The organism is Ensifer sp. Root142 (assembly GCF_001426785.1).
GTDB classification, from domain to species: Bacteria; Pseudomonadota; Alphaproteobacteria; order Rhizobiales; family Rhizobiaceae; genus Ensifer; species Ensifer canadensis.
On sequence record NZ_LMFK01000048.1, the window covers coordinates 105,007 to 120,016 of the forward strand.

Annotated in this window: 15 protein-coding genes and 1 pseudogene; 6 read left to right on the forward strand and 10 right to left on the reverse strand. The window is 61.6% G+C overall.

What is annotated here, in order from left to right; translation table 11 throughout:
* Positions 1-47: 47 nt before the first annotated feature.
* The 5 genes from pal to tolQ all read right to left on the reverse strand — a co-directional run bounded on the left by pal (position 48) and on the right by tolQ (position 4,441).
* A complete protein-coding gene (gene pal, locus ASD52_RS34090; RefSeq protein ID WP_025424727.1) occupies positions 48-578 on the reverse strand; it encodes a peptidoglycan-associated lipoprotein Pal in 531 nt (176 codons plus the stop codon).
* A gap of 182 nt (positions 579-760) precedes the next feature.
* On the reverse strand, positions 761-2,071 hold the full coding sequence (tolB, locus tag ASD52_RS34095) for a Tol-Pal system beta propeller repeat protein TolB (protein WP_025424728.1): 1,311 nt from the start codon (positions 2,069-2,071) through the stop codon (positions 761-763).
* Between the two features lie 78 nt (positions 2,072-2,149).
* Entirely contained in the window at positions 2,150-3,229 is a 1,080-nt protein-coding gene (tolA, locus tag ASD52_RS34100; RefSeq protein WP_025424729.1) for a cell envelope integrity protein TolA, read from the reverse strand.
* A gap of 9 nt (positions 3,230-3,238) precedes the next feature.
* Positions 3,239-3,691 carry a protein TolR gene (tolR, locus tag ASD52_RS34105; protein ID WP_025424730.1) on the reverse strand — a complete coding sequence of 151 codons (453 nt, stop codon included), beginning with the start codon at positions 3,689-3,691 and terminating at the stop codon, positions 3,239-3,241.
* A 27-nt stretch (positions 3,692-3,718) separates the two neighbouring features.
* On the reverse strand, positions 3,719-4,441 hold the full coding sequence (gene tolQ / locus ASD52_RS34110) for a protein TolQ (RefSeq protein WP_025424731.1): 723 nt from the start codon (positions 4,439-4,441) through the stop codon (positions 3,719-3,721).
* A gap of 308 nt (positions 4,442-4,749) precedes the next feature.
* Between tolQ and ASD52_RS34115 the strand changes: the two genes are divergently transcribed.
* Together ASD52_RS34115 and ligD are read left to right on the forward strand one after the other, a co-directional pair.
* Entirely contained in the window at positions 4,750-5,040 is a 291-nt protein-coding gene (locus ASD52_RS34115; protein ID WP_025424732.1) for a hypothetical protein, read from the forward strand.
* A 78-nt stretch (positions 5,041-5,118) separates the two neighbouring features.
* Positions 5,119-6,245 (forward strand): annotated as a pseudogene (gene ligD, locus ASD52_RS34120) (non-homologous end-joining DNA ligase); the annotation flags it as partial.
* A 161-nt stretch (positions 6,246-6,406) separates the two neighbouring features.
* On the opposite strand, the gene ybgC reads toward ligD, so the two are convergent.
* Positions 6,407-6,862 carry a tol-pal system-associated acyl-CoA thioesterase gene (ybgC, locus tag ASD52_RS34125; RefSeq protein WP_025424733.1) on the reverse strand — a complete coding sequence of 152 codons (456 nt, stop codon included), beginning with the start codon at positions 6,860-6,862 and terminating at the stop codon, positions 6,407-6,409.
* 127 nt (positions 6,863-6,989) lie between these two features.
* On the opposite strand from ybgC, the gene ASD52_RS34130 reads away from it, so the two are divergent.
* The 4 genes from ASD52_RS34130 to ASD52_RS34145 all read left to right on the forward strand — a co-directional run bounded on the left by ASD52_RS34130 (position 6,990) and on the right by ASD52_RS34145 (position 11,362).
* On the forward strand, positions 6,990-8,210 hold the full coding sequence (locus ASD52_RS34130; RefSeq protein WP_025424734.1) for an NAD-dependent epimerase/dehydratase family protein: 1,221 nt from the start codon (positions 6,990-6,992) through the stop codon (positions 8,208-8,210).
* Positions 8,207-9,070, forward strand: a complete 864-nt coding sequence (locus tag ASD52_RS34135) for a glycosyltransferase (RefSeq protein ID WP_057206609.1) — start codon at positions 8,207-8,209, stop codon at positions 9,068-9,070. The genes ASD52_RS34130 and ASD52_RS34135 overlap by 4 nt, the downstream gene beginning before the upstream one ends.
* On the forward strand, positions 9,067-9,957 hold the full coding sequence (locus ASD52_RS34140; protein ID WP_057221567.1) for an NAD(P)-dependent oxidoreductase: 891 nt from the start codon (positions 9,067-9,069) through the stop codon (positions 9,955-9,957). The genes ASD52_RS34135 and ASD52_RS34140 overlap by 4 nt, the downstream gene beginning before the upstream one ends.
* A gap of 190 nt (positions 9,958-10,147) precedes the next feature.
* The gene (locus ASD52_RS34145) at positions 10,148-11,362 is read left to right on the forward strand and encodes a hypothetical protein (RefSeq protein ID WP_057226562.1); all 1,215 of its coding nucleotides are present in this window, start codon (positions 10,148-10,150) and stop codon (positions 11,360-11,362) included.
* A 76-nt stretch (positions 11,363-11,438) separates the two neighbouring features.
* On the opposite strand, the gene ASD52_RS34150 is transcribed toward ASD52_RS34145, so the two are convergent.
* The 4 genes from ASD52_RS34150 to ruvB all read right to left on the reverse strand — a co-directional run bounded on the left by ASD52_RS34150 (position 11,439) and on the right by ruvB (position 14,933).
* Positions 11,439-11,807 (reverse strand): hypothetical protein, encoded by a 369-nt coding sequence (locus ASD52_RS34150; RefSeq protein ID WP_025424738.1) that lies wholly within the window; start codon positions 11,805-11,807, stop codon positions 11,439-11,441.
* Positions 11,807-12,706: a metallophosphoesterase gene (locus ASD52_RS34155; protein ID WP_025424739.1), complete on the reverse strand. Its 900-nt coding sequence runs from the start codon at positions 12,704-12,706 to the stop codon at positions 11,807-11,809. The genes ASD52_RS34150 and ASD52_RS34155 overlap by 1 nt, the downstream gene beginning before the upstream one ends.
* A gap of 283 nt (positions 12,707-12,989) precedes the next feature.
* Positions 12,990-13,892, reverse strand: a complete 903-nt coding sequence (locus ASD52_RS34160; protein ID WP_057226565.1) for a metallophosphoesterase — start codon at positions 13,890-13,892, stop codon at positions 12,990-12,992.
* Positions 13,893-14,933, reverse strand: a complete 1,041-nt coding sequence (gene ruvB, locus ASD52_RS34165) for a Holliday junction branch migration DNA helicase RuvB (RefSeq protein ID WP_025424741.1) — start codon at positions 14,931-14,933, stop codon at positions 13,893-13,895.
* Positions 14,934-15,010: the final 77 nt, after the last annotated feature.

The window sequence follows — 15,010 nt, forward strand, 5'->3', positions numbered from 1 at the left end:
GGCGGCACAAGGCCGCCCTTATAATTTAGCGATGCGTGATCGGAAGATCACATGCCGGCGCCACCGAGAACGGTCACGGCGCGGCGGTTCTGCGACCAGCACGAGATGTCGTCGCAAACGGCAACCGGCTTTTCCTTGCCGTAGGAGATCGTCTTCAGGCGGTTGGCCGGAACGCCGCGCGAAATCAGATAGTCCTTGGTGGAAGCAGCGCGGCGAGCGCCGAGTGCCAGGTTGTATTCGCGGGTGCCGCGTTCGTCGGCATGGCCTTCGACGGTGACGGCGTAGTTCGGGTACTTGGCCAGCCACTGAGCCTGACGGTCGAGCGTCTGCTGGGCGTCGGCGCGGATCGAGGTCGAGTCCGTGTCGAAGAAGATACGGTCGCCGACATTGACGGTGAAGTCCTGCTGCGAACCCGGCGTTGCAGCGCCGGCGCCGAGACCAAGCTCGTTGGCATTGTTCGGCATGTTCTTCTTCGAGGCGCAGCCAGCGATGGCAAGGGTCATGACAAGTGCGATCATGACCGGGTTGCGAGCGATGGTCTGCATGCGGCCTGCGGCCGGGGTGTCAATTCGGCTCATGCGCCGGTCTCCTTGAGAAGTGTCTGAATTCACGGTTGCCAGACTGTAACCGGAAGCGGTTAATCGCTATTCAACAGTTATGGTTAACAAATCGATAATTTAAGCTCGGCGCCTGCTAGACCAGCACTTTGCGGCGAGAAAGCGGCATCGTCGCCACAATCCCCGCCGCAAAGGCGAGCCTGCTATTCAAGCCGCGGCGACCAGGCCGGGTCCGAGGCAAAGCCCTGTGTCGGGACGGCCTGCTCGTTGTAACCGGTCAGATCGATCGAGTAGAGCTGCGGTCCGCCGGCACCGGCGTTCTGGCGGAAGAACATCAAAACGCGGCCGTTCGGCGCCCAGGTCGGGCCTTCATTGTGGAAGCCTGTGGTCAGGATGCGCTCACCCGAACCGTCCGGCTTCATCACGCCGATCGAGAACTTGCCGCCCGACTGCTTGGTGAAGGCGATGAGGTCGCCACGCGGAGACCAGACCGGCGTCGAATAGGAACCGTCGCCGAAGGAGATACGACGCTGACCGGAGCCATCGGCACCCATGACGTAGATCTGCTGACGTCCGCCGCGGTCGCTTTCAAAGGCGATCTGGCCACCATCCGGCGAATAGGACGGTGCCGTATCGATCGCCGGCGTGCTGGTGAGCCGTGTCGTCGTGCGCGAGCGCAGGTCCATCGTGTAGATGTTGGCGTTGCCGTCCTGCTGCAGGCTCATGATGACGCGCTGGCCATCGGGCGAGAAGCGCGGCGAGAAGGTCATGCCCGGAAAGTTGCCGACAACCTCCCGCTGTCCGGTCTCCAGCTGCAGCAGGTAGACCCGCGGCTGCTGGTTTTCGAACGACATGTAGGTGACTTCCTGACGGTTCGGCGAGAAGCGCGGCGTCAGAACGATGTCGTTGGAGTTGGTGAGCGGTCGTGGATTTGCGCCATCCTGGTCCATGATCGCAAGCTGGCGCTTGCGGGCGGTCTTCGGGCCGCTTTCGGCAACGTAGACGACACGCGTATCGAAGTAGCCCTTTTCGCCGGTGATGCGCTCATAGATCGCATCGGCGATGATATGGGCAACACGACGCCAGTTTTCAGGCTGGGTGAAGAACTGCTGCCCGGTCATCTGCGTGCCGGCAAACGTGTCCCAAAGCCGGAACTCGGCCTTCAGGCGACCGTCGGCCTCCTGCGTCACGCGACCGGTGACGAGCGCCTGGGCGTTGATGACCTTCCAGTCCTCGAACCGCGGCGCGGCGTCGGGGTTGCTGATCTTTTCGATGAAGGCACCGCGGTCGATCGGCTTAAACAGGCCCGACCGCTTGAGGTCGGCTGCGACCACGTCCGAAATCTTCTTGCCGAGTTCACCCTGCAGGAAGTCGGTGATCGCGATCGGCAACGGTTCGACATTGCCCTTGTTGATGTTGATTTCAACGACCGCATTCGCCGGCGTCGCCGCCACGAAGGCGGCCAGCAGACCCGCTGCCACCATCAGGGCGCGGAAAAAAGAGCTCTTGATCATAGAGACAAGCCTTTCAGCTTAGTACGAAGGGTTTGCAGGGTTGGTTTGCTATCCGGCATGATTCCAATCCCGGCAGCTCTAGAGTGCGAAATCCGAGGGGTCGAAGTTCAGCACGAGGGTATTCCATCCTTTTTCGCCGTCATATTTTTCAGGCGGCAGGTTCTGTAGCGGTGCCGAGCGGCGGAGCGCGCGCAGCGTGCTGCTCTCGACGGCGCGGCGCGTTCCTTCCGGCCCCCCCGTGGCGGTCACCTCCGGCTCACCGACGATGTTGCCCGAGGGATCCAGTTGCACCCGGATCGAGACGCGCACTTCCTCGACGCCTGTGAGACCGGCCATCAGCGACCATTTGTCCTGGATCTGACCCTTCACACCGTCGATCTCGTTGGCGCTCAAGCCCACGCCGATGGTCTTCTTGCCACCGAGAGCCGCCTCCTGCGTCGAGCGCTTGGCGCCACCGGCAGAGGGATCTTGCCGGTTGAGAAGGGCGGCAATTTCGTCAGCGTTGAACTTGCTTTCCTCAGTGGAGGCCGCCTTCTTCTGTTCCTTCGGCGTCTGCTCGTTCTTGCGGTCAGGTGTCTTTGCCGACTGTGCCGGTTTTTCGACCTTGGGCTTGGCAGCCGGCGTCGGCACCTTTTCGGGCAACGCTTCGGCTTCCGGATTTTCGGCCGGCTTTTCTTCGGCCGGCGCCGGTTCCGGCTTGGTTTCGGGCTTTACTTCCTGCTTGGCTTCCGGCAGTGCCGCGACTTCGGTCGCCGGTTCGGAAGCAGGCTTCGTCTCCTCGACCTTCTTGATTTCCTGCTCGACCGGATCGGGCGTCGGTTCGGGCTTCTCGTTCTTTTCCGGCGAGGCCGTGGCCTCGCTCTTCGACGGCTTGGCGTTCGGCGTCGGCGGCGTTTTCAGGTCCGTGTCGTTGTCGCCGATGTTCTCGGCCGGCTGGCTCGTTTCCGGACGTTTGGTCGGAACCGGCGACGATGTTTCCTTCTTCGGTGCCTTCTTGTCGCCCTGCTGGACCTGGGTCATTTCCGAATAGGGTACGATATCGACAGGCAAGGCTTCGACGTCGGCGACCTGGAAGTCAGCCGGGCTGCCGAGCGAAACCAGCGCCCAGGTCAGAACCAGAGCGTGAAGCAGACCAGATGTGGCGAGACTGCCCTTCATGGCCAAGGATCACTTTTCCTGTTCTTGCAGCGTCACGAGGCCGAGGTTCTTGAACCCGGCAGCCGAGATGCGCGCCATGACCTTCATCACCGTGCCATAGTCGGCGTTGGTGTCGCCGCGGACATAGATGCGTTCGTTGTAGCCGGTGGTGGCAATCGCCTCGAGCTTGGGCACAACCTCTTCGATTGCGATCGGCGTTTCCTGCAGGAAAATCTCGCCGGCCGGGTTGACCGAAACGGTGATCGGCTGCGTATCGGAGTTGAGCGCCTTGGCCTGCGTTTCCGGCAGGTCGATCGGCACGCCGACCGTCATCATCGGTGCGGCGACCATGAAGATGATCAGCAGCACCAGCATCACGTCCACAAAGGGCGTGACGTTGATTTCGCTCATGATCGCTTTCTTGCCGCCGCGGCGGCGGCGACCGCCGCCCGACCCCTTGGCTCCGCCAACCGACATACCCATCAGCGTGGTCTCCGTGCTCTCTGGCGATTACTGCGCGGCCTGGCGCGGGTTCTGCAGTTTCTCGTCGATCTGCCGCGACAGGATCGCGGAAAACTCGTCGGCGAAGGCTTCCATACGCGCCGACAGTTTGCCGGCGTCGGCAGAAAACTTGTTGTAGGCGATAACGGCGGGAATAGCCGCAAGCAGGCCGATGGCAGTTGCCAGCAGCGCTTCGGCGATACCGGGGGCCACAACTGCAAGGTTGGTCGACTTCGAACCGGCGATCGCCTGGAACGAGGTCATGATACCGACGACGGTACCGAAGAGGCCGATGAAGGGTGCCGCCGAACCGATGGTCGCGAGCGAACCGAGGCGCGCTTCCAGCGATTCCGATTCACGCGCAAGCGTCACGTCCATGGCACGGTCGATACGCATCTGCAGGCCGATCGGCGAGCGAGCGCCGCGCTCGAAGCTCTTCTTCCATTCGCGCATCGCCGAGACGAAGATCGCCCCCATGCCCGCCGTCTGGCGGTCGGAGAGCGTGCGGTACAGCTCTTCGAGCGATTGGCCCGACCAGAACACCTGCTCGAAGCCGTCGAGCTGGCGACGGACACGGCCGTAGTTCAGCGTCTTGTCGACGACGATCGCCCATGTCCACACCGAAGCTGCAATCAGCCCCAGCATGACCAACTTCACGACAAAGCCCGCTTGCATGAACAGCGACCAGAGGGTCACATCGTGCGTCGCAGCGGCCAATCCAACCTGTTCCATCGTTTTCAGTCCCCGAATCCAAACACCCGGCAAGAGCGGCTCATGCTCGTGACCGGGTAGCCCAAACGTCCTGTTGCAAGAATGCCCCGGCGCCGCCGCTGGTCGCACCATCGCGACCTTTATTAGCTTATGGTTGCCTTCTTGCCGTCAATTTTGGTCAAAGGATGACGTGCACTGCACAAATCCTGATGGGCTGATTAAGACACCATTATGGTTAAGGGAGTGTTACCGTGCTGTGTCTTTCCGGCCGCACCTTGAGGCCAAGCGCCCATCACGGAACTTCCCTCGTCGGCGGGCGTTTTCTCGCCATGACCACGCAAACGACACGACATCGCGACCGGCGGTCCACCCCGCAGCACTTCGATCAGCGCGATCGCTTGATCCTGGCACTCTACGCGCAGTTGAAGGCCGAGCGGGAAACCCGCGCCGCGCTGGAAGAGGCACTCGCCAACGGCGTCCTATCCAGCGAGGTGCTTCAGGCAATCATCTCCGATCCGATCCCTGCCATCACCAGCGAAGATATCGCGGGCATCGAGCAGGCCCTCGCCCAAGACGCAGTCCGCGCGTCAGGCACCAAACCGCTGAACGGAGAACGCTGACCTGCGCAAGAACCCGCTCATCAAGCGACGGCACGAGCTGCAAGCATTGCTCGACGGCATGGGGCCCGCCGGCACACGCCGGATCTGGTGGCCTAGTTCGACTTAGCCGAGTTCTCTGACGATGGACACATTCGCCACGGCGCTTCGAAGGGCTGCGCCGCGACAAGGAGGCCAAGGCCGTGACACAGGAAAGACCGAAGATGACGAAGGAGCCCGAACCCGATGCGAAACGTGCGCCGAACCAAGCAGTGCGTGCGCAGGGCAACGCGAAGCGTGCCTCGCGCGAAACGCCGAGCGCGGCGAATTCGGTTACGGACGACACCGTTCTCGGCGTTCGCATCACCCATCCGGAGCGCGAGCTGTTCGAGGGAGGGCGCATCACCAAGCTCGATCTCGCCCGCCACTACGCCGTCGTGGCGGACAAGATGCTGCCCTTTGCCAGCGGTCACCTGCTGTCGCTGATGCGGTGCCCGCAGGGCGGACGCGGCCAATGCTTTTACCAGAAGCATGCCAGCGAGGGTTTTCCGGCCGAGATCCGCGAGACACCGGTGAAGGAATCCTCCGGCGACACCGAGAACTACATGTATGTGCGTGATGCCAAGGGTCTTGTTGCGGCGGTCCAGATGGGAACGCTGGAATTTCACATCTGGGGATCGCCGGTCGACAAGATCGAGACGCCGGACCGATTGGTGTTCGACCTCGACCCCGACCCAAGCGTCGATTTTTCAACCGTCAAGGACGCCGCACTCAGCCTTCGAGACGCGCTCGACGACATCGGCCTGCAATCGGTTCCGATGGTTACCGGCGGCAAGGGCGTGCATGTCATCGTTCCGCTGGCGCCACGCGCACCATGGGAGGACGCGAAACGCTTCGCCAAGTCGTTCGCGCAGGGCTTTGCCGACCGCGATCCGGATAATTTCATTGCCACCATGTCGAAGGCAAAGCGCCAGGGCAGGATCTTCATCGACTGGCTGAGGAACGAACGCGGCGCGACAGCGATCGCTCCCTATTCCACCCGAGCCCGCGCAGGTGGACCGGTGGCAACGCCCGTCAGCTGGAGCGAGCTTTCCAACCTCGACGCAGCCAACGGTTTCCATATCGCCGATATCCTCCAGCGCATCGAAAATGGAATGGAACCCTGGTCTGAGCTTGGCGATACAAGGCAGTCCCTGACCAAGAAGATACTGGATACGCTGGCCGAATAAGCGGGGCGGCTAGGCCGCCACCTGCCGCAGGCCCTCGATCCATACGTACGTCCGCATGATCGTCAACTGCACAAACGGTACGGGTTGCAACTAACCTCCTGGCAACGAAAAAAGCGCCCTTCAGAAAGGACGCTTCGATGCATGCAACAGCACGTGCCGGCTTAACCCACGCTTTGCCTTGCCTGTGTGAATTTCGTCGCCAGCGCTTCGGGCAGGCGGCGGGGACGGCCCTGGCCGTTGATCACCGCGATAATCACCTTGGCGGCGATCAGCAATTGCCCATCACGGCGGATCTCCTGCAGCAGCACCATCTTGGCACCGCCCGCTTTCTCCGTCACCGTGCCGATCGTCAGGATGTCGTCCATGCGCGCCGGCGCCTTGAAGTCGATCTCCATCCGATGCACGACAAAGACGAGACCCTCGCTGTCCCCCTCGATCGCCAGCGTCGCCTGCTCGACGCCGAGCAGCCGCAGGAAATCCGTGCGGGCGCGCTCCATGAAATGCAAGTAGCGGGCGTGATAAACGACGCCGGAAAAATCGGTGTCTTCGTAATAAACGCGCTGGACCAGTCGATGGCCGCCTTCGGTCAGTTCGCCTGCAATCGAGATCAGGGACATGCTTCTCTCCGACAAGAATTTCCCAAATCCTGTGCAGGAACAAAAAGGCATTTGCAAGCATTGCAGCTTTGTCACAAACCTATCCTACACGTGACACAGCTTTCCTTCCTGATCAGGAGAACCGTGCATGAAGATTGCGATCCTCGGCGGTGATGGTTTCATCGGCTGGCCAACGGCCCTTCACCTGTCCGACGCCGGTCATGACATCCATATTCTCGACAATCTCTCACGCCGCTGGATTGATACCGAGCTCGGCGTGCAGTCTCTGACCCCGATGGATTCGATCCAGGAGCGTACCCGCATCTGGCATGCCGAAACCGGCCGTCGCATTCATTTCAACCTGATCGATCTTGCCCGCGACTACGAGCTTTTGAAGAACTGGCTTACGCAACACCGCCCCGACGCGATCGTGCATTTCGCCGAACAGCGCGCAGCGCCCTATTCGATGAAGAGCGACCGGCACAAGAATTACACCGTCAACAACAACGTCAATGCCACGCATAATCTGCTGAACGCCCTCGTCGAACTCGAACTCGATGCACATCTGGTGCATCTCGGCACCATGGGCGTCTATGGCTATTCCACCGTCGGCGCGGCGATCCCCGAGGGTTATTTGCCTGTTGGCATCGAGACGATGGCGGGCAAAACCGTGAGCCAGGACATCCTCTATCCCTCGAATCCCGGCTCGATCTACCACATGACCAAGTGCCTGGATCAGCTGCTTTTCCAGTTCTACGCCAAGAACGATGGCCTCAGGATCACCGACCTGCACCAGGGCATCGTCTGGGGCACCCACACGGAGCAGACCCGCAGGCACGCTCAGCTGATCAACCGTTTCGACTATGACGGCGACTATGGCACGGTGCTGAACCGTTTCCTCATCCAGGCGGCGATCGGCTATCCGCTGACCGTGCATGGTACCGGCGGCCAGACACGCGCCTTCATCCACATCCAGGATTCCGTGCGCTGCATCGAACTGGCGCTGAAGAACCCGCCGGCCCGTGGCAGCCGCGTCGAAATCTTCAACCAGATGACGGAAACCCACCGGGTGCGGGACCTCGCCGAAATGATCGCCACGATCTCCGGTTCGCAGATTGCCTGGCTGCCCAACCCGCGCAAGGAAGCGGCGGAAAACGAACTCGTCGTGCACAACAAAAAGTTCCTGGGGCTTGGCCTTGATCCGATCCGTCTCAGAGATGGTCTGCTTTCCGAAATCGTCGATGTCGCCAGGAAATTTGCCTATCGCGTCGATCGCTCGCGCGTTCCGGCCGTCTCCGCCTGGACCAAGGATATCGCGATGCGCATCAACCACGACCCTGAGGGCAAGCGGCTGAAATCCGTTTCATGACATCACTTGACGATCACCCGGAGGGGCTCCGCCCCTCCTCCCCTGCCTCGTCCGATCATGCATTCGTGACGCTCGTCACCAATGCCGACTATGCGCTCGGCGCCCGCGCGCTCGTCCGCTCGATCCGCCTGACGAACACCCCGGCCGATATCGTCGTTCTCCACACTGGCGGCGTTGCCGCCGACGTCCTTGCGCCACTCTCAACAATCGGCTGCCGCCTTATCGAAACGAAGCTGCTGCCGCTCTCGGAAGCCTTCAACGAGCGCCACGGCAAGCGCAACGTCCACGACAAAGCGCCCTTCACCAAGGGGCGCAAGCCGGCTTTTCATTCGCCGCTCGACAATTTCTGCAAGCTGCGGCTCTGGCAGCTGACAGAATATCGCCGCTGCGTGTTCATCGACGCCGATGCGATCGTTCTCAGAAACATCGACCGGCTGTTTGGCTATCCGGAGTTTTCCGCCGCGCCGAATGTCTATGAAGGTCTTGCCGATTTTCACCGTTTGAATTCCGGCGTCTTCGTTGCCGAGCCATCCATCGCGACGTTCCGCGCCATGCTCGAAAGGCTCGACGCGCCTGAAGCCTTCTGGCCCCGCACCGACCAGACCTTCCTGCAGAGCTTTTTTCCCGAATGGCATGGCCTGCCGGTGACCATGAACATGCTGCAATATGTCTGGTTCAATTTGCCAGAACTCTGGGACTGGTCGTCGATCGGCGTGTTGCACTACCAGTACGAAAAGCCGTGGGAGAAGGACCATCCCCGCACCAAGCAGCTTCGTCCGTTGATCGACCTCTGGTCCGCCTACCTCACCGGCGAGAATATTCCAGACATAGCAACCCTTGCGAATCCGGCTCAGTCATGACGCGCGTGCTCGTCTCCGGTGGCACCGGTTTCGTCGGCCGCTTCATCGTCGAGCATCTGATGGCCGCCGGGTATGACGTTGTTGCCGGCGGCCGCACTCCGCCCGCTCCCGCCTTCTTCTCGAAGCCTGTCGCTTTCGTTCCGCTCGCTCTCGACCCGGATATCGATCAGAGCGTCGCCTTCCGTGACGTCGACCACTTCGTCCATGCCGCCTTCCAGCATGTCGCCGGGCGTTATCGGGGCGGCGAAGGCGATGACCCGGAAGGGTTCCGCCGCAGCAATCTCGACGGCTCCGTCCGCCTGTTTCGAACCGCCCGCGACCACGGCGTGAAGCGCTGCGTCTTCCTGTCGAGCCGCGCCGTCTATGGCGACCAACTGCCGGGCGTAGAACTGTTTGAAGATACGGCCTGCCATCCCGAAAGCCTCTATGGCAGCCTCAAGCTGGAAGCCGAAAATGCACTGGCCGCACTAGGCACGAACGCATTCAAGGCGGTGAGCCTGCGTGTGACCGGCGTCTACGGACCGTCCGGCACAGGTGCCGCTCACAAATGGCAGCCGCTTTTCGATGACTATCTCGCGGGCCGAGAGATTGCGCCACGCGCCGGCACGGAAGTTCATGGCGATGATGTGGCCGCCGCCGTTCGCCTCACCCTCGAAGCACCGCTCGACGGCCTGACGAGCGGCGTGTTCAACGTCTCCGATGTGCTCGTCGACAACTGTACCATTCTGGCAATGGTTCAGGATATTACCGGCTCCAAGCACGCCCTTCCGCGCCCGGCCACGCTGACCACCTTCAACGCCATGAATAGCGAGAAGATCCGAGCAGTTGACTGGCGGCCGGGCGGGCTGGAGCGATTGCGGGCAACGGTCAGAACGCTGCTTGCCTGACGCCGCAAGCGCATAGGACCAGCGTCCTGCTTGTCTAATTTTAGGACTCGTTTAAAGAGCTTTAATGTACAAATAATTACCTCAGGTTGTCTTCGAATATCTGCGTTAAGGTGGCTGCGCGGGCCGGTTCCGGTCTCGCTCCACAGCTCAACCTCCCGTCGATCGACGGCGCTTCGAAGGAAACAAAACGATGCCTATCGAGACGTTGAATCCTGAAGTCTGGAAGCTTGTCGGCACTTTGAACGGTGAATGGAGAACGAACGGCGGTAAGGATTTTGGATGGGGTACGGTCAAAACCTCATCGCAAACCCTGACCGCGAACGCCTTGCTATCGGTCTACAAGCTGATACACGGCGATCAGAATCTGACGCGCGACTATTATCTCGTTGCCGGCGATGTCTACCACGGCATTCAGGGCTCGCCGTCCAAGCCGTCGTCCAATTGGGTCTCGGTCGGCTTTTATGCCAACCACATGAATCTGCGCATTGAAACGACCTCGGCACAGGCACGTCTCTTGACGTTCGGGCCGAACAGCACGGTCGAGCAGGCAACCATCAGCTTCTCGATCGGCGGCGAACTGAGCGCCGAGTATAGTTCGGAAGGCCCGAAGGCGGGCGCTTCGCTCAGCGCCAACGTCGGCGTCAGCTTCACCGCTTCCGAGGTCTCGTTCGCGGCCCGCCCGGAATCGCGATCAATCGAATGGCACACCAGCTTGCCGCATGTCGGCTGGGTGTCGTCGGGAATGCCGGCAAATCCCGGCCGCCCATCCTATGCCGGCTATATCTGGAACCCAGCCGTGATCATCGAGGTGCCGCAGGGCGCAGTGCCCAATCTCAAAGGTCGCTTCGAAGTGGATTTCGAATACAATTGGACACGCGGCATCCGCAAGCGGTCGTTCACCCCCGGCATCGACCTCGTTTATCAGTCCCACATCAAGACCGGCGCCGACGACGCGCAACAGGAACAACAGCTTCCGACGATACTGGAGACGCTACGCTCTCTCGCGGCGACAACCGGCCGGGACGGCAAGACCGATACCTTCCTGATGGCGCTTGAACGCTCACGCGTCATCGATGCCTTCGGGGACAGCAATCTCGACCAGATCGTCATCGCACCGACCAATATCGCTATTCAGGACTATTTCGACAAACACCCACAAACCGCGCTGGAGGCTGTCTCACCCGCGAACCAAAGCTGGCTTGACGCCTGGATTGCAGAGCGGGTCATCAGCACCCCGCCCAACTCGATCGAGGTTGCCAAGCTCAGCACATCAATCAAAGGGATCGCGGGGATGGCAGGAGATTGGTTCGAGTGCGCGGATGGTTTGCTTTTGGTAACCGACACCTATGAAGTCGTACCCGGCTTGCGTAGCGCTCTACAAAATCTCTTCGGCAAGGCCGCCTGACGCGGTTTGCTCAACACCCATAAACAGAAAGGCCCGGCGTCGCGCTCGACGCCGGGCCTTTCCTTCTGATCACGGGTCAAACCAGACCCCTGATCCCCCAACTCAAGCCACCGACAGCAGGCCCATCATGGGCTCGATCCGCGCTTTCATCGAATTTGCCGGTTTTATCCGCCGTAAGCACGAAGAGAAGGCTGTGCGAGACAACGATCGCGGCGGCAAGCAGCAGGCCATAGGCCATCAGGATCACCGTCATCGGAACGACGAAATTGAGCTGTGGCAATGCGCCGAGCATCAACGGCACGCGCCAGGAGGTTGCCGATATTACACCGGAGACGAGGAAGGTGCTGCGCTGCTTGGTCGACATGCCTTCCGTCAGCGAGCGGCCGATCTGCATCTTCACCTTCGGCAAGATCACCGAGCCCGTTGCTTGAATCGACGCTGTCATTAGCCGATATCGATGGCAACGATTTCCGGAGGCGATCCGATCCGGATCGGCAAATTCGAAAGACCCAATCCACCGGAGACGATCATGTGACGACCGTCCTCGACGACGTGGCCGTAGGCATAGCGGTTGCCGTATCGCGACGGGACAAGCGGCGCATAGCCGAGAATCCTGACCTGCCCGCCATGGGTATGGCCGGCGAGTGTCAACGATACACGCCGGGGCACATCGACAAAGATGTCCGGCTCGTGGGCCATCAGGATGATCGGATCGTCACCATCCATGCCGGCCATCGTGCCGGGCAGGTCATCGAGCCCGGGGATCATGCCTGAGCCGTCGGGAGCCAGGTAGGTTGGCTCGAGTTGATCGGCCAGACCGGCGAGCCAGAAGGATCGTCCGTCCTTTTCGAGCCGCAGCGCACGATTGTCGTAGACCGGGATGCCAACGCCGGCAAGCGCCCTGTGGGCTATTGTCGGACCATGCCCGGCCAGACGGGCGACCGGATCGTTGAGCCAGTCGTGATTGCCTATGATCGCGTGGACCCCGAGAGGCGCTTTCAGCCGCGCCAATGCCTCGGCCCAACGGGCGGGTTCGACGAAACCGGTCAGGCGCAGGCTGCTCATATAGTCGCCGAGAAGGAGGATGATGTCGCCACCAAGCGCACTGGCCTGATCGCAGATGCCGGCAATCCGGTGCACAGGCATCCAGGGTTCGCAGGCGTGGATATCGGCCAGGACGACGACCCTGAGCTTGAGGCCTGGCGGCCAGTTGGCAGGCCGCAAAGCGTAGGACGTCACCAGCGGCCGCTGCAACGGCTCGACCCCCACCGCATAGGCGCTGGTGCCAAACCCAGCCATCACCAGCCCGCCGAGAAGCTTGAAGAACCCGCGCCGCGCCAGCATTCACTCTTCCCTTCAATGGATGGACGCCAAGCCGCCTGCCACCTTCATCGAGGCGATGCAGGTAATGGAAAGCGCTCGTCCAACGTCGACGGCCGGCTCTTTCCCTACTGCATGTTTCCTTAAATCGTATCCGGTTCAAGGAAACATGCAGCAATTCAAAGTGCTACAGCGACCTCTGCGCGTCTCATGAGACGCGTGGCGCTGTCGCGGATCATAGCGAGCCCGCCGCCACGCCGAAATACGCCATTTGGCCGCGCGCCTAAGCCATGCGGCCGGAATCCCCTCAGCCGAGGTCGATGACGACGATCTCCGGCGGCACGCCGAAGCGGACCGGCGCAATCGAGCAGCCGAGCCCGCCGGAAACGATCAGGCTGCGATCCCCCTCGACCATATGACCATAGGCATAACGATCGCCGAAGCGCGAGGGTACGACCGGAGCGTGGCCGAGAAACCGGACCTGCCCGCCATGGGTATGGCCGGAGAGCGTCAAGGCGACACGCGAAGGCACTTTCGGAAAGATGTCCGGCTCATGGGCAAGCAGGATCACCGGCGCGTCGTCTTCTACTTGTGCCAGCGTGCCATCGAGATCGTCGAGGCCCTGCATATGCTTGCGCATCCATTTCTTGCCCGGCACCAACGCGAGTTGGTCTTCGAGGCCGGCGAGCCAGAAGCCGAGGCCATCCTTTTCCAGGCGGATGGCGCGATTGCTGTAGACGTTGATGCCGACGTCGGCGAGCGCCTTGTGACCGAAGGTGAGGCCGCCGCTGTTCTTCTGCGCGGTCCCGTCCTCCCACCAGTCGTGATTGCCCATGATCGCATGCACGCCGAGCGGCGCCTCAAGCGTCGCGAGCGCCTTCGACCATTCGCTGGAATGCACATAACGCGTGACAAGGTTCATGCCGGCGGCATAGTCGCCGAGAAGGACGGTGATATCGCCACCAAGCGCATTGGCCTGCCGGCAGATCGAGGCGATGCGGCTGGCGGACATCCATGGCTCACAGGCGTGGATGTCGGCAAGTGCCACCACCCGCAGCTTCAAGCCCGGCGACCAGCCCGGCGGCGTCAGCGCATAACGCGTCACGCTCAGCCGGGCGAGCGGCTCGATGGCAAAGGCATAGCTGCCAAGCGCCGCCATGCTGGCAATCCCGCCGCCGAGAAACTTCAGAAGCCCACGGCGCGTGATCATTTACTCGTCCTCGAGCGTCAATCGAAACTGGGTCGCCTCGACCTCTTTTGGCGGATTGAGGCCGATATGTTTCCAGGCATTGGCGGTCAATATGCGGCCGCGCGGCGTGCGCTGGATGAAACCCTGCTGGATCAGATAGGGTTCGATGATGTCTTCGATCGCATCGCGCGGTTCGGAAAGCCCCGCGGCAATGGTCTCGATGCCGACAGGCCCGCCAGCGAAATTCTGGGCGATCATGAAGAGATAGCGCCGGTCGAGCTGGTCGAGCCCCATATTGTCGACGAGAAGCCGCGTCAGTGCCTCGTCGGCGATCGTCTTGGTCACCGCCTCGGCCCGCGCCACTTCAGCGAAGTCGCGCACGCGCCTAAGCAGCCGACCGGCAATGCGCGGCGTGCCGCGCGCGCGGCGGGCGATCTCGCGCGCGCCGTCGTCGGTCATGCCGAGCCCCATCAGCCGGGAGCCACGGCGCACGATCGATTCCAGTTCCTCGACCGTGTAGAAATTGAGCCGCACCGGAATGCCGAAGCGGTCGCGCAGCGGCGTCGTCAGCAGGCCGAGACGGGTGGTTGCAGCGACCAGCGTGAACTTCGACAGATCGATCTTCACCGATCGCGCCGCCGGCCCCTCGCCGATGATCAGATCGAGCTGGAAATCTTCCATCGCCGGATAAAGGATTTCCTCGACGGCCGGGTTGAGCCGGTGGATTTCGTCGATGAACAGAACGTCGCGCTCTTCGAGATTGGTCAGAAGCGCTGCCAGATCGCCCGCCTTGGCGATAACAGGCCCGGAGGTCGAGCGGAAGTTGACGCCCAGTTCCTTGGCCATGATCTGCGCCAGCGTCGTCTTGCCCAGACCGGGCGGCCCGACGAACAGCACGTGATCGAGCGCTTCGCCGCGGTTCTTCGCCGCCTCGATGAAGATCTTCAGGTTGGCGCGGGCTTCCGCCTGGCCGGTGAATTCGTCCAGCGACTGCGGACGCATGGTCGCATCGAGATCTTCGCCGCGCTTTTCCGGCGTTATCAGACGTGCGGCTTCAGTCATCCATCCGTTCCAATCGATCGGGCATGCTTGCGCGTGGTGTCAAAGAGAATGCCCGTTTTGCATCGGCCGGCACGACA